15 protein-coding genes and 2 tRNA genes are annotated in these 17,714 nt (G+C 66.3%); 8 read left to right on the forward strand and 9 right to left on the reverse strand.

Features of this window, described 5'->3' with window-relative positions; translation table 11 throughout:
- Positions 1–182: 182 nt before the first annotated feature.
- Genes MJO58_RS19305 through MJO58_RS19325 form a run of 5 tightly spaced genes read right to left on the reverse strand, consistent with a single transcriptional unit; the run spans position 183 to position 6,245 of the window.
- Complete coding sequence (locus tag MJO58_RS19305) at positions 183–998, reverse strand: HpcH/HpaI aldolase/citrate lyase family protein (protein WP_090604710.1); 816 nt, start codon at positions 996–998, stop codon at positions 183–185.
- Positions 995–1,504: a MaoC family dehydratase gene (locus MJO58_RS19310; RefSeq protein ID WP_239720577.1), complete on the reverse strand. Its 510-nt coding sequence runs from the start codon at positions 1,502–1,504 to the stop codon at positions 995–997. Before MJO58_RS19310 ends, MJO58_RS19305 begins: the two co-directional genes overlap by 4 nt.
- A complete protein-coding gene (locus tag MJO58_RS19315; protein WP_239720580.1) occupies positions 1,501–2,667 on the reverse strand; it encodes an acyl-CoA dehydrogenase family protein in 1,167 nt (388 codons plus the stop codon). The genes MJO58_RS19310 and MJO58_RS19315 overlap by 4 nt, the downstream gene beginning before the upstream one ends.
- Before the next feature lie 6 nt (positions 2,668–2,673).
- Positions 2,674–4,659, reverse strand: a complete 1,986-nt coding sequence (locus tag MJO58_RS19320) for an acetyl/propionyl/methylcrotonyl-CoA carboxylase subunit alpha (protein WP_239723352.1) — start codon at positions 4,657–4,659, stop codon at positions 2,674–2,676.
- Between the two features lie 5 nt (positions 4,660–4,664).
- Positions 4,665–6,245: a carboxyl transferase domain-containing protein gene (locus tag MJO58_RS19325; protein WP_434086382.1), complete on the reverse strand. Its 1,581-nt coding sequence runs from the start codon at positions 6,243–6,245 to the stop codon at positions 4,665–4,667.
- Positions 6,246–6,395: 150 nt separating this feature from the next.
- Here MJO58_RS19325 and MJO58_RS19330 point away from each other — a divergent pair, with 150 nt between their 5' ends.
- Both MJO58_RS19330 and MJO58_RS19335 read left to right on the forward strand, forming a co-directional pair.
- Positions 6,396–7,040, forward strand: coding sequence for an SACE_7040 family transcriptional regulator (locus MJO58_RS19330; RefSeq protein ID WP_090604718.1), 645 nt, complete (start codon positions 6,396–6,398; stop codon positions 7,038–7,040).
- A gap of 69 nt (positions 7,041–7,109) precedes the next feature.
- Positions 7,110–7,910, forward strand: a complete 801-nt coding sequence (locus tag MJO58_RS19335) for an MmpS family transport accessory protein (protein WP_090604720.1) — start codon at positions 7,110–7,112, stop codon at positions 7,908–7,910.
- Here the strand turns inward: MJO58_RS19335 and MJO58_RS19340 are convergent.
- The gene (locus MJO58_RS19340; protein ID WP_090604722.1) at positions 7,907–9,256 is read right to left on the reverse strand and encodes an MFS transporter; all 1,350 of its coding nucleotides are present in this window, start codon (positions 9,254–9,256) and stop codon (positions 7,907–7,909) included. The two genes, MJO58_RS19335 and MJO58_RS19340, sit on opposite strands and share 4 nt — an antisense overlap.
- Positions 9,257–9,344: 88 nt before the next feature.
- On the opposite strand from MJO58_RS19340, the gene cmrA reads away from it, so the two are divergent.
- On the forward strand, positions 9,345–10,151 hold the full coding sequence (gene cmrA / locus MJO58_RS19345) for a mycolate reductase (protein WP_090604724.1): 807 nt from the start codon (positions 9,345–9,347) through the stop codon (positions 10,149–10,151).
- A gap of 14 nt (positions 10,152–10,165) precedes the next feature.
- Here the strand turns inward: cmrA and MJO58_RS19350 are convergent, their stop codons facing one another.
- Positions 10,166–11,728 (reverse strand): helicase HerA-like domain-containing protein, encoded by a 1,563-nt coding sequence (locus MJO58_RS19350; RefSeq protein WP_239720586.1) that lies wholly within the window; start codon positions 11,726–11,728, stop codon positions 10,166–10,168.
- Between the two features lie 94 nt (positions 11,729–11,822).
- On the opposite strand from MJO58_RS19350, the gene orn reads away from it, so the two are divergent.
- The 3 genes from orn (at position 11,823) to MJO58_RS19365 (ending at position 14,718) form a co-directional block, all read left to right on the forward strand.
- Positions 11,823–12,470: an oligoribonuclease gene (orn, locus tag MJO58_RS19355; protein ID WP_090604729.1), complete on the forward strand. Its 648-nt coding sequence runs from the start codon at positions 11,823–11,825 to the stop codon at positions 12,468–12,470.
- Positions 12,471–12,504: 34 nt separating this feature from the next.
- Positions 12,505–12,580: transfer RNA gene (locus MJO58_RS19360), tRNA-His, on the forward strand.
- A 476-nt stretch (positions 12,581–13,056) separates the two neighbouring features.
- Entirely contained in the window at positions 13,057–14,718 is a 1,662-nt protein-coding gene (locus tag MJO58_RS19365) for a cyclic nucleotide-binding domain-containing protein (RefSeq protein ID WP_239720587.1), read from the forward strand.
- 5 nt (positions 14,719–14,723) lie between these two features.
- Here MJO58_RS19365 and MJO58_RS19370 read toward each other — a convergent pair whose 3' ends face one another.
- On the reverse strand, positions 14,724–15,920 hold the full coding sequence (locus MJO58_RS19370) for a L,D-transpeptidase (RefSeq protein ID WP_239720588.1): 1,197 nt from the start codon (positions 15,918–15,920) through the stop codon (positions 14,724–14,726).
- Between the two features lie 234 nt (positions 15,921–16,154).
- On the opposite strand from MJO58_RS19370, the gene MJO58_RS19375 reads away from it, so the two are divergent.
- Both MJO58_RS19375 and MJO58_RS19380 read left to right on the forward strand, forming a co-directional pair.
- A tRNA-Lys gene (locus MJO58_RS19375) sits at positions 16,155–16,227 on the forward strand.
- Between the two features lie 215 nt (positions 16,228–16,442).
- Complete coding sequence (locus MJO58_RS19380) at positions 16,443–16,763, forward strand: hypothetical protein (RefSeq protein ID WP_239720590.1); 321 nt, start codon at positions 16,443–16,445, stop codon at positions 16,761–16,763.
- On the opposite strand, the gene MJO58_RS19385 is transcribed toward MJO58_RS19380, so the two are convergent.
- Positions 16,760–17,710 (reverse strand): metal-dependent hydrolase, encoded by a 951-nt coding sequence (locus tag MJO58_RS19385; protein WP_239720591.1) that lies wholly within the window; start codon positions 17,708–17,710, stop codon positions 16,760–16,762. The genes MJO58_RS19380 and MJO58_RS19385 overlap by 4 nt on opposite strands.
- Positions 17,711–17,714: the final 4 nt, after the last annotated feature.

Raw genomic sequence — 17,714 nt, forward strand, 5'->3', positions numbered from 1 at the left:
TGCCGCAACGACCGTTATTTCACCGTGTAGCCCGCGTCGACGGGAAGGGAGATATCGGTGCAGTAGCGACCGGACTGCACCCGAGCATCCGCCGACCTACCCGCCGCCACCGCCGTTTCGCCAGCCGGATTTCAACTGCGGACTGTTTTGGTGTCCCGTACCGCCGCACCCGTGATGGCCGGCTAGGCGGGATCTCCGGCTCGCCGGACCAGGGCCGCCGCGTGTTTGAGCACCGGCGAGTCGACCATCTGTCCTTCGAAAGCGAACACCCCGCGCTCGCCGCGCGCCGCCGCCAGAACCCGGCGCGCCCAGTCCAGCTTCTCCTCAGTGGGCCGAAAGGCGTTGCGCACCACGGGAATCTGGGTCGGGTGAATGCAGACCGTTCCGGCGAAGCCCAGCGCCACGGCGTCTTCGGCTTCGGCGCGTAGGCCGTCGAGGTCGCCGATGTCCAGGTGCACCGCGTCGAGCACGGCCAAACCGAACGCCGACGCCGTGAGCAACGCCGTCGACCGCACGTGACGGGCGACATCGCGATAGGTGCCGTCGGGCATGCGGCTGGAGCTGCCACCCAGCGCGGCGACCAGATCCTCGGCGCCCCACATCAGCGCCACCGTGCCCGGTGCCGCGGCGATTTCGGTCGCGAACACCGCGCCGCGTGGGGTCTCTAGCAGCGCGATCACCTCGAGCGGGGCCAGCGCCGTCACCTGCGCCGCCGATTCGGTCTTGGACAGCATCACCGTCGTGTAGGGCGTCGCTTTCAGGGCCTCGAGATCGCGCGAGTATTCCTCGGTGTCGGCCGCGTTGATCCGCACCACGGTGCGCTCGGGGTCCAGCGGAGTGTCCTGCAGGGCCTTCCGGGCGGCGGGCTTGTCCGCCTCCGCCACGCCGTCCTCGAGGTCGAGGATCACGACGTCGGCCGCGGCGGCGGCCTTCGCGAACCGCTCGGGTCGGTCGGCGGGGCAGAACAGCCAACCGGGGCCGGCGGTGCCTAGGTTCATCGGGGCTCCTTGTCGGACGGTTGCTTTTGCACCAGGGTCTTACGAACCGCGCGCGCGACGACGTCGCCGTGCTGATTGCGCCCGGTGTGTTGGAGGCTCACGATGCCATCTCCCGGGCGGCTCTTCGACTCGCGCTTATCGGTGCACACGGTCTCTGCATACAGTGTGTCGCCGTGGAAGAGCGGCTTGGGGAACGACACCTCCGAGAAACCGAGGTTGGCCACGATGGTGCCCAGCGTCAGCTGCGTGACGGACAGGCCGACCAACGTCGACAGGGTGAACATCGAGTTCACCAGCCGCTCACCGCGAAAGCCCGGTTGTTCGGCGGCCCACGCCGCGTCGAGGTGCAGCGGCTGGGTGTTCATGGTCAGCGTGGTGAACAGCACGTTGTCGGCCTCGGTGACGGTGCGGCCGGGGCGGTGCAAGTAGGTGGTACCGATCTCGAATTCCTCAAACCACAAGCCGCGCTGGACAACCGACTTGCCCACCTGGTCCGGCACACTCATGACAGCCCCAGCGATCGCGCAATCAGCATCAGTTGCACCTCGGTGGTGCCCTCACCGATCTCGAGGATCTTACTGTCGCGGTAGTGACGCGCCACGGGGTACTCGTTCATGAAGCCGTATCCGCCGTGAATCTGGGTGGCGTCGCGGGCATTGTCCATCGCCGCCTCCGACGCGATCATCTTCGCGATCGCCGCCTCCTTCTTGAATGGCTTGCCCGCCAACATCTTTGCAGCCGCATCGTAGTAAGCCGTGCGCGCGACGTGTGCACGCGCCTCCATCCGGGCGATTTTGAAGCTGATCGCCTGATAGGAGCCGATCGGCTGGCCGAACGACTGACGCTGCTTGGAGTACTTGACGCTCTCGTCGACGCAGCCCTGCGCCGCACCGGTGGCCAGTGCGGCGATCGCGATTCTGCCTTCGTCGAGGATCGACAGGAAGCCGGCGTATCCCCGGCCGCGGGCGCCCAGCAGATTCTCTTCCGGAACGCGGGCGTCCTCGAAAGTCAACGGGTGGGTGTCCGACGCGTTCCAGCCGACCTTGCTGTAGGCCTGCCCGACGGTGAACCCGGGTGTGCCGTTAGGCACGATGATCGTCGAGATCTCCTTCTTGTCGCCGGCAAGCGTGCCGGTAACCGCGGTGACGGTAACCAGGGAGGTGATGTCGGTGCCTGAATTCGTGATGAACTGCTTGGAGCCGTTGATCACCCACTCACCGTCGTCGAGTTTGGCTGTGGTGCGGGTGCCGCCGGCGTCCGAACCCGCGCCGGGCTCGGTCAGCCCGAAACCGGCCAACGCGCGACCGGCCACCAGGTCCGGTAGCCACTTCTGCTTCTGTTCGTCGGTGCCGAATCGGAAGATCGGCATGGCCCCGAGACCCACCCCGGCCTCCAGGGTGATCGCCACGGACTGGTCGACCTTGCCGAGCTCCTCGAGGGCCAGCGACAACGCGAAGTAGTCGCCGCCCATGCCGCCGTACTCTTCGGGGAACGGCAGCCCGAACAGCCCCATCTCCCCCATCTTGGCGACGACCTGGTACGGAAAGCTGTGCTCCTCATCGTGTTTGGCCGAAACGGGAGCGACCACGGTCCGCGCGAAATCGGCGACGGTGGCGCGAAGGTCTTCGTACTCTTTGGGTAACGTCCCCGCGGTAATCGTTGTCGTCATGATGCGCTAATCCTTCTTCTCTTCGGAGTCTGGGACCAGGCGGGCCAGCACCTGGTCAACCGTCACCTGATCGCCGACCGACACCAGCAGCTCGACGCGTCCCGAAACCGGTGCGGCCAAAGAGTGTTCCATCTTCATTGCCTCGACGACCACGACCACGTCGCCCTCGGACACCTCGGCGCCGGAGTCGACCTGCACGGCGATCACACTGCCGGGCATCGGACTGAGAATCTCGGCCTGCCTGGCGTCGGACGCGCGGTGAATCTTGGTTTCCTCGGCCTCGCGCAGGTGCCAGGTACCGCGCTCGTCGGCGATCCACAGATGGCGATCCGCTTCAGCCCACCGGTACGCGCGGCGCAGCCCGTCCAGCGTCACGCTCATGCTGCGACGTTCGACTTCCACACTTGCCGAACAGGTTTCACCGTCACCTACCTGTACGGTGGCGGCACTCGGCAAACCGGACACCGAGACCGTCTCGGTGCGCAGCGGCGTGCGCATCGCGGTTCGCACCGGCGCGGCGTCGGCGCCGACGCGCCAACCCGAGGGCTGCGCCCACACGTTGTCCCGGGCGCGGCGGGTCAACACCCACTGGCGGTACAGCCCCCCGGCCGCGAGCACGTCGTCGGGCGCCGGCAGCGGCGCGAAGTCCGGCAGCCGCTCCTCGAGCAGTGCGGTGTCCAGGTCGCCGGCTCGCACGCGCTCGTCGGCGAGCAGGAAACGGAGGAACTCGATGTTGGTCTGCACGCCCAGAATCGTCGTCTGCGCCAGCGCCCGATCGAGTTCGGCGAGCGCCTCGTCGCGATCGGCGCCGTGGGCGATCACCTTGCTCAGCATCGGGTCGTAGTCGCTACCCACCACCGTGCCCGCCAGCAACGAAGAGTCCACTCGCACACCGGAACCCGAGGGTTCGAAGACGTCGAGCACCCGGCCGCCGGTGGGCAGAAAACCCCGCCCCGGATCCTCGGCGTACACCCGCGCCTCGATCGCGTGCCCGCTCAGCTCGATGTCGTCCTGGGCGAAGGTGAGCTTCTCGCCGGCGCCCACCCGCAGCTGCCACTCGACGAGGTCGAGGCCGGTGACCGCCTCGGTGACGGGGTGCTCCACCTGCAAGCGGGTGTTCATCTCCATGAAGAAAAACTCGTCGGGTTGCTCGGCGGAGACGATGAACTCCACCGTGCCGGCGCCGATGTAGTCGACGCTGCGGGCGGTGTTGCAGGCTGCGGTCCCGATCCGCGCGCGGGTCTGCGGGTCGAGCAACGGCGACGGCGCCTCTTCGATGACTTTCTGGTGACGCCGCTGCAGGCTGCATTCACGCTCGCCGAGATGCACCACGTTGCCGTGGCCGTCGGCAAGGACCTGTACCTCGATATGCCTGGGCCGCAATACGAATCGCTCCAGGAAGAGCGTGTCGTCGCCGAACGACGACGCGGCCTCCCGGCGCGCGCCGACCAGCGCCTCGGGCAGCCGGGCCGGGTCTTCGACCAGCCGCATGCCCTTACCTCCGCCGCCGGCCGACGGCTTGATCAACACCGGGTAACCGACCTCGGCAGCCGCGGCGACGAGCTCGTCGTCGGTCAGTCCCGATTTCGCCACCCCGGGCACCACCGGAACGTCGAAAGCGGCGACCGCGTTCTTGGCGGTGATCTTGTCGCCCATCACCTCGATCGCACGGGCCGGCGGGCCCAGGAACACCACTTCAGCGCGCTCGCACGCGGCCGCGAATTGAGCGTTCTCGGAAAGGAATCCGTAGCCCGGGTGGATCGCCGCAGCGCCGGTGCGGGCCGCCGCATCGAGCACCTTTTCGATATCGAGGTAGCTCGCGCGCGCCGGCGCCGGCCCCAGCCGCACCGCCGTGTCGGCTTCTTGCACATGCCGCGCCTCGGCATCGGGATCGCTGTAGACGGCCACCGACCGGATACCGAGCCGGCGCAAGGTACGGATCACCCGCACGGCGATCTCGCCGCGGTTGGCCACTAAGACGGTGTCGAACAATGCACTCACATCCGGAAGACGCCGTAGGAGACCGGTTCCAGCGGCGCCTGGGCGCACACCGAAAGGGCAAGCCCGACAAAAGTTCTCGTATCAGCCGGGTCGATGATGCCATCGTCCCAGAGCCGGGCCGTGGAGTAGTACGGGTTGCCCTGGTCCTCGTACTGGGCGCGGATCGGCGCCTTGAATGTTTCTTCTTCGTCGGGAGTCCACGGTTTGCCCGAGGCGCCGAGCTGTTCGCCGCGCACCGTGGCCAGTACGGAGGCCGCCTGCTCGCCACCCATCACCGAGATCCGGGCATTGGGCCACATCCATAGAAAACGGGGCGAGTACGCCCGCCCGCACATCGAATAGTTGCCCGCGCCGTAGGATCCGCCGATCACGACGGTCAGTTTGGGCACCCGGGCGCACGCCACCGCGGTGACCATCTTGGCGCCGTGCTTGGCGATGCCGCCGGCCTCGTAGTCGCGGCCCACCATGAAGCCCGCGATGTTCTGCAGGAACACCAGCGGAATCTTGCGCTTGTCGCACAGCTCGATGAAATGCGCTCCCTTGAGCGCGGATTCGCTGAACAGCACGCCATTGTTGGCGATGATCCCGACCGGGTGACCATGGATGCGCGCGAATCCGGTCACCAGCGTCTTGCCGTATTTCGCCTTGAACTCGCTGAATTCGCTGCCGTCGACCAGCCGCACGATGACCTCGTGCACGTCGTAAGGCACCCGCGGATCCGGCGGGACGACGTCGTAGAGCTCGGTCTGCGCATGGTTGGGCTCGACCGTGGGCAGCACCTCCCACGGGCTGGGCTCGCGCGGACCGAACGTGGCCGCGATCGCCCGCACGATGCGTAACGCATGCTCGTCGTCGTCGGCGAGATGGTCGGTGACGCCGGAGACGCGCGAGTGCAGGTCGCCGCCGCCGAGGTCTTCAGCCGAAACGATCTCTCCGGTAGCGGCTTTCACCAGTGGTGGGCCGCCGAGGAAGATCGTGCCCTGCTCGCGGACGATCACCGCCTCGTCGCTCATCGCCGGCACATAGGCGCCGCCTGCCGTGCACGAGCCGAGCACCGCGGCGACCTGAGGGATTTCCTTGGCGCTCATCGTCGCCTGGTTGTAGAAGATTCGCCCGAAATGCTCGCGGTCGGGGAACACCTCGTCTTGGCGGGGCAAGAAGGCGCCACCGGAGTCGACCAGGTAGATGCACGGCAGTCGATTCTGCAACGCGACTTCTTGAGCGCGCAGGTGCTTCTTGACCGTGATCGGGTAGTAGGTGCCGCCCTTGACCGTCGCGTCGTTCGCGACGATCACACACTCGCGCTCCGATACCCGCCCGATGCCGGTGATGATCCCAGCCCCGGGGGATTCGTCGTCGTACATCCCGTTCGCGGCGAGCGGGGTCAGCTCCAGAAACGGGCTGCCGGGATCGAGCAGCCGGTCCACCCGTTCGCGCGGCAGCAGCTTGCCGCGGCTGACGTGACGCTCCCGTGCACGCTCATTACCGCCCAACGCCGCGGTCGCCAGCTTGGCGTTCAACTCATCGACGAGCCGGCGGTGCTCATCGGCGAACGACGGTGCGACCTTTGCGGTCACAGTCACGACAGGCCTCCTCGCCGTCACGCGACTTCAGTTAATGATCATTAACTCGGCGAGGATACCATCGGGTGTGCTTGCTCGTCCAGGGACGACCACCACTCGTGCTACGTTAGTGACGATTAACCGAAATCCCGGAGTTAGGCCGTCATGACAGCGACCACCCCGGACACCCCGCCCGGGCAATCCGAACCGCCAAACCGCCGCAGCCAGTTGAAATCCGACCGGCGACTGCAACTCCTGGCAGCCGCCGAACGGCTCTTCGCCGAGCGTGGATTTCTCGCGGTACGGCTCGAAGACATCGGCGCCGCCACCGGGGTGAGCGGCCCGGCCATCTACCGCCACTTCCCCAACAAGGAGTCGATGCTGGTCGAGTTGCTGGTCGGCATCAGTGCCCGGCTGCTCGCCGGGGCCCGCGAAGTGACCGCCCGCAGCACCGACGCGGCCGACGCGCTGGAAGGGCTGATCGATTTTCACCTCGACTTCGCATTCGGCGAGCCCGATCTGATCCGCATCCAGGACCGCGACCTGGCGCACCTGCCCACCGCCGCCGAGCGCCAGGTGCGCAAAGCGCAACGCCAGTATGTAGAGGTATGGGTCGGCGTGCTGCGCGAGCTGGACCCCGCGCTGGCCGAAGCCGATGCCCGGCTGGCGGCGCACGCGGTGTTCGGCTTGCTGAACTCGACGCAGCACAGCATCAAGGCAGCGGAGAAGCCGGCCCGTGGGGCCCGGTCGCGCGCCGTCATGCGGGCCATGACGATCGCCGCGCTGGGGGCCGGCGGCCAAGCCGGCTGAATTGGGCGCCGTCCGGAGATTCCACGCCCAGCCGCTCGGCTTAGGTACCCTGCAATCTGTGAGGTGGACATGAACGATCCACGTCGACCCGACCGGTTTGGTCCCCCTCAAGCGGGGTCCGAACCGACCGGGCCGATTGGCCCGCGGAATGCGCCGCTCGCTGATCCGGCCTACGCCGACCAAGCGCCGTATGCGCCTGCCTACGGCGGGTACGTGCCGCAGTGGGCGCCGAGCGTGAACGAGACCAACACGACCCGACGCCTGCCGGCGTACTGGCAGCAAGACCAGGACCAGCCGCCGCCGGGCGGGGTGCCGCCTGGGGGCATGCCTCCCCCGCCGCCGGAAGGTCCGAGATCGCCGCGCTGGTTGTTGATCGGCGCCGGCGCGGCGGTGCTGTTGGTGGTTGCGCTGTTGATCGCGCTGATCCTCACCAACGGCGCGCTGAAGACCCAGACCGCCGTGCCGCCGTTGCCGGCCATGCCCACATCGAGTGCGCAAAGCCCGACACCTCGCACGTCGGCCCGGGCATCACCGCCGCCGCAGACGCTGCTGCCGGTGCCGCCGCCCAGCGGATCGGCCGGTCCCGCGCCCACGCCGGGCGCGATGCAAAACGTCGTCTACACCGTCAGCGGCGAGGGCCGGGCGATCAGCATCACCTACTGGGACACCGGCGACGTGATCCAGACTGAGTTCAATGTCTCGTTGCCGTGGACCAAGCAGGTCAGCCTGTCACAGTCGGCTGCGCATCCGGCCAGCGTCACCATCATCAACATCGGCCACAACGTCACCTGCTCGGTGACGGTGGACGGCGTTCAGGTGCGCCAGCACCTCGGGGCCGGCATCACCGTCTGCGACGCCGCCGGACGCTAAGTCTGTTCGATCGGTAGGGCCACAGCGGTGTGACGCGGCGGGACCCGGACCGCGATCATCGCGACCAGCCCGGCGATCAGCACCAGCGATATCCCGCCCAGCCCGGCGCGCACCGCGCCGAAGACGTCGACAAACACTGAGAACAGCCAGGGCGCCACGAACGCGACGGCCCGGCCCGTCATCGTGTACAGGCCGAACGCCACGCCTTCCCTGCCGTTGTGGGCCATCTGCAGCAACAGGGCACGCGCCGAGGACTGCGACGGCCCGATGAACAGGCACAGCGTCAGCCCGCACACCCAGAAGGCCACCGGACCGGAGAGCACCATCATGGTCAGCGCCGAGGCGACGATCGCCACCAGCGACCCGACGATGACCGGCTTGGACCCGATCCGGTGATCGACAAAACCCCCCGCGACGGCGCCGACGGCGGCGACGATGCTGGCCGCCACCCCGAAGATCAGCACGTTGGCCTGCGAGATGCCGTACACGTTGACCCCCAGCACGGCGCCGAAGGCGAAGATCGCCGCGAGCCCGTCACGGAACAGCGCGCTGGCGCCCAGGAAGTAGACCAGGTTGCGGTCCCGGCGCCATTCCGCGGAGATCTCGGTCCACAGCTTGCGGTAGCCGCCGAGCATGGTCGTCGGCTGGTGCACCTCCCCGCTGTCGGGCATCCGGTGCGCGACAAGGAGCAGCGGCAGCCCCAATACCGCCAGCCAGGCCGCGGCGGCCAGCATGGCCTCCCGGACGTAGAGCCCGTCGGCCACGGGCACGCGCAGCAGCCCCCGCACCGCGTCGGGTCCGGAGCCGGAGCCGGCGATGAAGCCGGTGTAGATCAGCAACAGCAGCAGCACGCTGCCGAGATAGCCCGACGCCCAGCCCAAACCGGAGATCCGGCCGGCCGTCTGCGGGGTCGAGAGCTGACGCAGCATCGCGTTGTACGGGACGCTCGCCAGGTCACCGCAGGCCGCCGTCGCGCCCAGCAGCACCAGCCCGGCCCACAGGTAGGCGGGCCGGTCGTGGATCAGGAACATCGAGCAGGTCAGCGTCACCGCCAGGCCGGTCAACACGCTCAGGGCCACGCGCCGGCGATGCGGCGACTCCACCCACACGCCGACCAGCGGCGCCAGCAGTGCGACCGTCAATCCGGCGAGCGCCCCCGCGCGGCCCAGCCAACTCTCCGGTGTGGTCCTGCCGGGCAGCCCCGCTCCCACGCTGCTGGTCAGGTAGACGGAGAAGACGAAGGTCGCCACGATCGCGTTCAGACCCGTCGACCCGCAGTCCCACAGCGCCCACGCCACCACCCGAGATCGCGCGACCCCGCCCGCCCCCGGTTCCGGCTGACCCATGCCCGGCACTCTATTTGTTAAGCCGACAAGCCGCCGCGCCCGGTTGCGCCGTTGCCGGACAGATTTGGCCGCTGTCTACGATTGGCGCATGCCAGTACCCGCCCCCAGCCCCGATGCGCGCGCTGTTGTCACTGGAGCTTCGCAAAACATCGGCGAAGCGCTGGCCACCGAATTGGCAGCGCGCGGGCACCACCTGATCGTCACCGCGCGACGCGAGGACAAACTCAACGACCTCGCCGCTCGGCTAGCCGAGAAGTACGGCGTCACCGCGGAAGTGCGGCCCGCCGACCTCGCCGACCCGGCCGAACGGGCCAAACTGTGCGACGAATTGGCGACCCGCAACATCTCCATCCTGTGCGCCAACGCGGGCACCGGAACGTTCGGTCCGCTCGCCGGCCTCGACCCCGCGGGCGAAAAGGCTCAGGTGCAACTGAATGCCGTAGCGGTGCATGACCTTACGTTGGCCGTGCTGCCCGGGATGGTCGAGCGCGGCGCGGGCGGCATCTTGATTTCCGGTTCAGCGGCCGGCAATTCGCCGATTCCCTACAACGCGACCTATGCCGCCTCAAAGGCGTTCGTCAACACCTTCAGCGAGTCGTTGCGCGGTGAACTTCGCCGTTCGGGTGTGCACGTTACGCTGCTGGCGCCGGGCCCGGTGCGCACCGATCTGCCCGAGGACGCCGAGCGGTCATTGGTCGAACGGCTGGTGCCCGACTTCCTGTGGATCTCCACCGAGCACACCGCTCGGCTCTCGCTGGATGCGTTGGAGCGCAACAAAATGCGCGTCGTTCCCGGCCTGACCTCCAAGGCGATGTCGGTCGGAAGCGGGTATGCCCCCCGCGCGATCGTCGCGCCGATTGCCGGAGCGTTCTACAAGAAGCTCGGCGGCGGCTAACCCTATCTGCGGCCCTATCTGCGGCGCCGGCCCGTCCCGAAGATGCTCTTGACGGCTTCGCGAATCGCGGTGTTGATGCCGCTCTTCACAGTCGGATTCTGCAGCACTTCCTCCCACATGGCCGGACCCTTGGGCTCGGCCGGCGCGGGCATCGGCGGTATCTCGTAAGGGTCTGGATAAGAAGGCAGGTCTCGCGGCGCCGGGGCCTGCGGTGACGGTGGGCGAGGTTGGCGCACTTCAGGTTCCGACGGCTGCTGAATCGTCTGGCCGTATTTTGCTTGCAGCGGGCTGTCTTTCGCGGCCTTGGCGATCTCATCGGCGCCGATGGCGCCCATCAGCGACCGTGGAACCCGCATCCGCGTCCAGGCAACCGGCGTCGGTGCGCCCTTCTCGGACAGCACGGTCACGACCGCCTCACCGATGCCCAGCGAGGTCAACGCCGACTCCAGGTCGTAGACATCGGTTTTGGGATAGGTCCGGACGGTCTTGGACAGTGCCTTCTGGTCATCGGGGGTGAACGCGCGCAGGGCGTGCTGAATTCGCGCACCCAGCTGGGACAGCACGTCGTTGGGTAGATCGGTGGGCAACTGGGTGCAGAAGAAGACCCCGACGCCCTTGGAGCGGATCAGCTTGACGGTCTGCTCAACCTGGTCGAGGAACGCTTTCGACGCATCGGTGAACAACAGATGCGCCTCGTCGAAAAAGAACACCAACTTGGGTTTGTCGATGTCGCCGACCTCGGGCAGTTCGTTGAACAGGTCGGCGAGTAACCACATCAGGAACGTGGAGAAGATCACCGGACGCAATGACTGACCGCTGAACTCGAGCAGCGAGATCGTGCCGTGTTTCTGGTCGTCGACACGCAGCAGGTCACGCGGATCGAGCTTCGGCTCGCCGAAGAACGTGTCGCCGCCCTCGCCTTCCAGGTTCACCAGGGAGCGCAGGATGACGCCGGCCGTCGTGGACGACACGCCGCCCAGGGATTTCAGGTCAGCCTTGCCCTCGTCGCCGGTCAGGTGGCTGATGACGTTGCGAAGTTGGTCCAGGGTGACCAACGGGCGGTTGTTCTCCCTCGCCCAGTGGAAGATCAGACCCAGAGTCGACTCTTGAGTAGCATTGAGCCCCAACACTTTTGACAGCAAGACCGGCCCGAAACTGGCAACGGTCGCGCGGATCGGCACGCCGAGCCCGTCGGTGCCCAACGACAAGAACTCCACCGGAAAGCCGGTCGCCGCCCAATTGTCGCCGGTGTCTTTGGCGCGCGCCGCCGTTTTGTCGTTAGCCTGCCCCGGCCGCGATAGTCCTGATAGGTCGCCCTTCACATCGGCCATCAAAACCGGAACCCCGGCCGCGCTGAGCTGTTCGGCGATCAGCTGCAGCGTCTTGGTCTTGCCGGTACCGGTCGCCCCCGCCACCAGACCGTGCCTGTTGACGGTGGACAGCGGGATGCGAATCTGCGCGCTCGGGTCCGCGTTGCCGTCGATGACGACGGTGCCCAATTCCAACGCCTGGCCTTCGACGGCATAGCCGCTGGCGATGCGCCGGGCGGGTCCGTCGGCCGCTGATTCGGTGGTCATCGCTGCGGGGCCCTCCCAGGAGAAAGTTGCAACGCTCAACAGTACTGCCAGGGGCCGACGGTGGCAGGGCTCACGTGGGCTTACGCTGAGCGCTGTGCGCGATGAATTGGTGTGGATCGACTGCGAGATGACCGGGCTGGATCTGGGCTCGGACAAGTTGATCGAGATCGCGGCCCTGGTCACCGACGCCGATCTCAACATCCTCGGCGACGGCGTCGACGTGGTCATCCACGCCGATGACGCCGCCCTGTCGTCGATGATCGACGTGGTCACCGAAATGCACACCCGCTCGGGGCTGATCAACGAGGTGCGGGCGTCTACCGTCGACCTGGCTACGGCCGAGGCGATGGTGCTCGAATACGTCGGCAAGCACGTCAAGTCGCCCAAGACGGCACCGCTGGCCGGCAATTCGATAGCCACCGATCGTTCGTTCATCGCCCGCGATATGCCGGCCCTGGACTCGTTTCTGCATTACCGGATGATCGACGTCAGCTCGATCAAGGAACTCTGCCGCCGCTGGTACCCCCGTGTGTACTACGGCCAGCCGGCCAAGGGGCTGTCCCACCGGGCGCTCGCCGACATCCGCGAGTCGATCCGCGAGCTGCAGTTCTACCGCCGCACCGCCTTCGTGCCCCTTCCCGGGCCTTCTACCAGCGAGATCGCGGCGGTGGCCGCCGAACTACAGGGCCACGACGGCGCTGCGCAGACAATTGATTCGGCCGCCGAGCCCCCGAACCGCTAGTATCGACAGTCGCCGCTTCTAGCAGGCGGCCGTGGTGGGTGTAGTTCAGCTGGTAGAGCGTCAGGTTGTGATCCTGAATGTCGCGGGTTCGAGTCCCGTCACTCACCCCACAGGTCAGAGGGCATTTTGCCCTCTGACCTTTTTTGCTTCTCCGGGGCAATCGCAAGCACAGCGGCCAGCGAACCGCCGCTGATCGGCCGCCGATCTAGCTGTCGGCTCGCGACCTATTGCACTGTGGCGCAATGACCTTGCGACGCCGACCAGAATTGTTGGCTGCGCACGCCAAATCCCGACATCAACCCGGTACCGATATTTGCCAGCGCCCGCCCTTCCCCACGATCCATGGCGTACTATCACCCCATTGCATAAGTTCGGAGTGGTTATGTCTGTTCTGAAGTACAAGGTCGTCCTCGTCCTGGTTCTCGCGTTCACCGCCCCGGCAGCATCGGGGTGCACGGCCACCCTCGTATGCGACCCGTTCTTCACCTGCGCATAGCATTTTCGTTGTAATCCATTGCGCTGCAACTAATTCAAGCTGCAGAGCGAATCTCGAGCGGACATGTCAGCCGAAAGATATGCTGACCCGATGGCCGAGGCGCCGGCACGAGCGAGTCGGTGGGCTGCATTTCGCAATGCCCTTTCCAATGCCAATATCGCCAGAGCGGAATCATCGATCGCCGCCGGCGTCGTGGCCCATGTGGCCTGGGTCTCGACGATGTTGGTCGTCACCTTCGATCTGTTGGGCCCGGTAGGCCCCGGCTGGTTCCTGATCGTTCGCCAGATCACCGGGGCGATCAGCGCCCCCGTGTATGCCGCCCTGGCGGGCCGGTTCCGGCGCGAGCGCGTGCTGGCCGGCTCCATCGTCGCTCGCGGAATCGCGGTGGCGCTTGTGATTCCGCTGTTGGGACACCACACGGCGACCACGCTGCTGTTTGCGGTGATCGCACTGGAAGGATTCACCCAGTCCGCCCCGAAGGCACTGAACGACGCGCTCATGCCGTGGCTGGCCGACTCTCCGGCCCAGCTGGTCGCCGCGAACGCCGTTTCCGCCCTGCTCGAGACCTCCGGGGTGTTGGTGGGCGCGGGGGTGGCCGCCGCGGCATTGGGGTCCGCCGGACCCACCGCCGCTTTGGTGACCATCGTGGTGTTCTGCGCGCTGGGGGCATCGCCGCTTTTCACCATTCGCGGGATCGACACCCGGGTGCGCAACGAGGGCTCGCGAGTTGTCAACGAACTCGCCGGCGGCATCGGCGTACTGCGGCGGTCGACGAATGCCCGGGTAGTGGTCGCCGCCATGGCCATCACCGCGTCGCTGACCGGTACCGCGCAAAGCATCGTCGCCAGCATTGCGACCGAGCTGCTGCATATGGGCGAGTCGGGGACCCCGGTGCTGATCGGAGCGGTCGGAATCGGCGGACTGGTCGGCGGCATCGCGAGCCTCTCGCTGGGCCGTCATTCGATGTCGCTGCCGATGGTCGCCGGATTTCTGGCCTGCGCCCTGGTCTTGCTCGTCCTCGCGGTGACCTCGGCGCAGGCTTTGGCCATCCCGCTGCTGAGCGCGTTCGGCATCGGGATCGCCTACCAAATCGTGTGCGGGCGCACCCTGTTGCAACGCAGCGCGTCCGGACGGTCGCTGGACCTGCTCGCCGGAATCAACGCGGTAATCGCCGTCTCGGTCGTCGGCGTGGCCGGGTTCTGCGCCGCCGAGATCAACGCCGCGATCGGAGTGCGCGGAACGCTGCGCGTGGCAGCCGGTTTGGCGCTGCTCGGCGCGATCTACGGCCTGTGGCGCGTCCTGCGGGTGGAACGGCGCTCGCCGGTGCAGCGCGCGGAATTGGACGCCATCAGAAGCGTGGCGGCGTTTCGGCCGTTGTCTGTCGCGGCCGCCGACCAGCTTGCCTCGGCCTTGATCGCCGTCGCGGCCGCCGAAGGCGATGTCGTTGTCCGGCAAGGCGACTCCGCCGACGACATGTTCCTGATCGGCTCCGGCGTCTTCGAAACCGTCGTCGACGGCCGGCCGGTGCGAACGCTGCACAACGGTGACCACTTCGGCGAGATCGCCCTGCTGTTCGACGTGCCGCGCACCGCCACCGTGCGATGCCTGCAGGCGGGCGCCCTGTGGCGGCTGCGCCGGGAAGATTTCCTGAGCGCCGTCACCGGAAATTCGACCACTCAGGACGCGATGCAGGCGATCGTCGACCAGCGACTCGAGCACGCCGGCAGCCTCGGCCGCAAACCCGTGGACTAGCCGCGTCAGGTGTTGGCGTTGCCGGCTTTCCACTGCGGCCAGGGGATGTTCCAGTCGCCCAGGCCCTCGGTGCCGGGAAGCGTCGACCCGACCGTATTGACGACCTCGACGATGTCCCCGCTCTTGCTGTGGTCGTAGAACCACTCGGCATTGCTCGGGCTGACGTTCAGGCAGCCGTGGCTGGTGTTGGTGTGGCCCTGGGCACCGACCGACCACGGCGCGGAGTGGACGAAGACACCGCTGTAGGACATCTGGGTGGCCCAGTCGACTTCGGTGCGATATCCGTTGGGTGAGTTGACCGGAACCCCGTAAGTCGACGAGTCCATGATGATGTGCTTGTACCGGCCGCCGATGATGTAGAAGCCGTTGGCCGTCGGGGTGCTGTCCTTACCCATCGACGTCGGCATCGTCTTGACGACCTCACCGTTGACCCGGACGGTCACCATCTTGGTGGTGTCGTCGGCGGTCGAGATGACCTCGTCGCCAATCGTGAAGTGGGTCTTGACGTTGTCCTCGCCGAACATCCCGTCGCCCAAATCGACGCCGTAAGTGTTGACCGCGACGTCGACCGCGGTCCCCGACTTCCAGAAATGCTCTGGGCGCCAACGCACTTCGCGATTATTCAGCCAATAGAACGCGCCCTCGACCGGTGGGTTGGTGGTGATTTTGATCGCCCTCTGGGCGGCGGCGCGGTCGGCGATGTTCTCGTCGAACCGAATCGCCACCGGCTCGCCGATGCCGACGACCTCACCATCGCCCGGGGCGACATAGGGCATCGTCAGGTGTGCGGGTGAACTGGTCGCGAAGCTCATCTGGCGGCTCGCCGCGCCACCGAGCCCGGTCGCCTTGACGTTCAGCGTGTAGTGCCGGTTGTAGCCGAGCTGCTCGGTGGTCGACCAGCGCAGCCCATCCGGGCTGAGTTGACCGTTGATCGCCCGGCCGTTGTCGTTGACCATCGTGACCGACGCCAGCACACCGTCGGCAACGTTCACCGTGACCGGCGCATCGACCGTGACGCCGACGGCGCCGTCCGACACCGAGGAGGTCAGCTTGGGGACCAGCAGGTCGGCAAACGGTGTGCCCTTGTCGAAGATGATCTTCGGCGGCGCGGCAGCGTGGTTGCCGCTACAGGAGACGCCGACCACGGCAAACATCACTAACCCAGCAGCCAGCCACGATCGACGTCTACGCAAAGGCGCCATCAAGTGACCTTCCACAATATTGATGCTTATGTACGGTCACCGCTGACCGGAGAATACTTGCAAATATTCTAATGGGTTACGCCGTGTGCTCATGGCAACTCAGCCCGATGACCTTAAGGCAGCAGCGCAAGGCCCGCAAAACACACGCCGCGCAGGCTCTACACTGAAAGATCCAGCGATTTCGCGCTGCGACAGGATGCCTGTTAAAGTCGCAACGCAATCTCGGCTGACCAAGCGCCGTTAGCTCAGTTGGTAGAGCAGCTGACTCTTAATCAGCGGGTCCGGGGTTCGAAACCCTGACGGCGCACAACCGCAGTTCCGCTGCACCCGCCGCTTCGCGGGCGCAATCGCACCAACCCCGCCAGCCGAGCATGTCTCCGCGGGCCATTTCGGCGGCACGGCAGAGCCTGGGTGGCGCGCCCGACCTTCGTCGAAGAGTCGCACCGTCCTAAATCGTCAGCCGAAAGAGCAGACGCGGTCGACGCCGTATCTGCTCTAGACAAACCACATTGCCCTATGTGTATGGTCGACGGTCAGGACGCCCTCGCCAACCAGGCGCCGATCGACCGGAAGATACCTGCGGGCGTTGATCGCGGCCATTTCGCATTGGGTCTGGTGGGTGTGTATCTCGCCGTATCGGCGGTGTGCTGGGCTGCGACGCTGCCCGACTACTTCAGTGCGACAGACGGTTTCACCGCGACCGGCGCACGAACGGGATCGTTGCCGTTCGCCTTGACGATGGCCGGGATATCCGTTGCCCTGACCGTCGGTGCCTACTTACGAACAAGTCGTCCCGACCAGTTGGCGAAACCCACGCCCGGAGCGACGGCCGCACGACCCTAGTCGCGGTCAGGAGGCGCAGCGGCCTTGGCCGGCGCATCGAAGAATGTCGTCATGTCGACGCCACGCTCGTATTCCGCCATCCACACCGCGGCCCACTGCGGCAACGGCTGGTCTGCCGGATTGTGGTACGGAGCCTGCGACATGATGAGCCGCAATATCATTGCTACCAGTTCGCGCGATGGGACATCGTGAAACATGCTGGGGGGCAATACTTTGCGCGATGGTCCTACGAATCGGAGCCGCAGCCGGCGCTTCAGTTCGGTGACTACCACGCCGGACGTCATGGTCCGGTGGGCGGACAGCCCTCCTCGATCGGTGGCGGGCACGTGGCGATCGAAACCGTGCGCGATCGCCTCGACCACCGACATCACATGTTTGGCCGTCGCAAAGGTGTACCTCGACCGGCTCCATCGATGACGCGTCAGGTGATCGCAGATGATGAGGCCGGAACTGCGGTGCTCAATCTCCTCGACGAAGTGCCACAAGATCAACGATGCGATTCGCGGATCGCCGCCGCCGAAGATCGAATCACGGTGGTCCAGGAAGACCTTGAACAGCGGCGTGAAGGTGGCTTCGATGTTCGCCACGTAGGAGACGTGGAACTCAGTGGATCGGCTCGCGAGTAACGAATCGAAGAGATCCGTGACCTCCCGTTGAGTTTCCTTTAGTCCTGGATACTGCTTGATCAGGGTGTTCATGTGCTTACGGTGTGCCCATGAGTGCTGGCCCTCCTGCCGCACGAAGGCCTCCATCTCCTCGGCGACCTTAGGGTCAGTGACTCGATCCTTGGCGTCCCTCAGCGCGTTGATGATGTACTGCTCGAAGGGGACGGCGAAAAAAGTGAACAGGTTGCCGAATATCCCAAACATCGGGTTCGCCGGCTGCCACTGAAACGGGACTGTGTCATCGAAGGTCCACGGCAACTTGCGAATCACCAGATCAGTCATCTGC

Origin of the sequence: Mycobacterium lentiflavum (genome assembly GCF_022374895.2) — a bacterium.
GTDB lineage: Bacteria > Actinomycetota > Actinomycetes > Mycobacteriales > Mycobacteriaceae > Mycobacterium > Mycobacterium lentiflavum.

Excerpts from the sequence above, each read along its gene's own strand:
- MJO58_RS19380 (WP_239720590.1), top strand. The coding sequence starts at position 16,443 with ATGGTCGACGGTCAGGACGCCCTCGCCAACCAGGCGCCGATCGACCGG.
- MJO58_RS19370 (WP_239720588.1), bottom strand. The coding sequence starts at position 15,920 with ATGGCGCCTTTGCGTAGACGTCGATCGTGGCTGGCTGCTGGGTTAGTG.
- MJO58_RS19305 (WP_090604710.1), bottom strand. The coding sequence starts at position 998 with ATGAACCTAGGCACCGCCGGCCCCGGTTGGCTGTTCTGCCCCGCCGAC.
- MJO58_RS19365 (WP_239720587.1), top strand. The coding sequence starts at position 13,057 with ATGGCCGAGGCGCCGGCACGAGCGAGTCGGTGGGCTGCATTTCGCAAT.
- MJO58_RS19330 (WP_090604718.1), top strand. The coding sequence starts at position 6,396 with ATGACAGCGACCACCCCGGACACCCCGCCCGGGCAATCCGAACCGCCA.
- MJO58_RS19310 (WP_239720577.1), bottom strand. The coding sequence starts at position 1,504 with ATGAGTGTGCCGGACCAGGTGGGCAAGTCGGTTGTCCAGCGCGGCTTG.
- MJO58_RS19385 (WP_239720591.1), bottom strand. The coding sequence starts at position 17,710 with ATGACTGATCTGGTGATTCGCAAGTTGCCGTGGACCTTCGATGACACA.
- MJO58_RS19340 (WP_090604722.1), bottom strand. The coding sequence starts at position 9,256 with ATGGGTCAGCCGGAACCGGGGGCGGGCGGGGTCGCGCGATCTCGGGTG.
- MJO58_RS19350 (WP_239720586.1), bottom strand. The coding sequence starts at position 11,728 with ATGACCACCGAATCAGCGGCCGACGGACCCGCCCGGCGCATCGCCAGC.
- MJO58_RS19335 (WP_090604720.1), top strand. The coding sequence starts at position 7,110 with ATGAACGATCCACGTCGACCCGACCGGTTTGGTCCCCCTCAAGCGGGG.
- MJO58_RS19315 (WP_239720580.1), bottom strand. The coding sequence starts at position 2,667 with ATGACGACAACGATTACCGCGGGGACGTTACCCAAAGAGTACGAAGAC.
- cmrA (WP_090604724.1), top strand. The coding sequence starts at position 9,345 with ATGCCAGTACCCGCCCCCAGCCCCGATGCGCGCGCTGTTGTCACTGGA.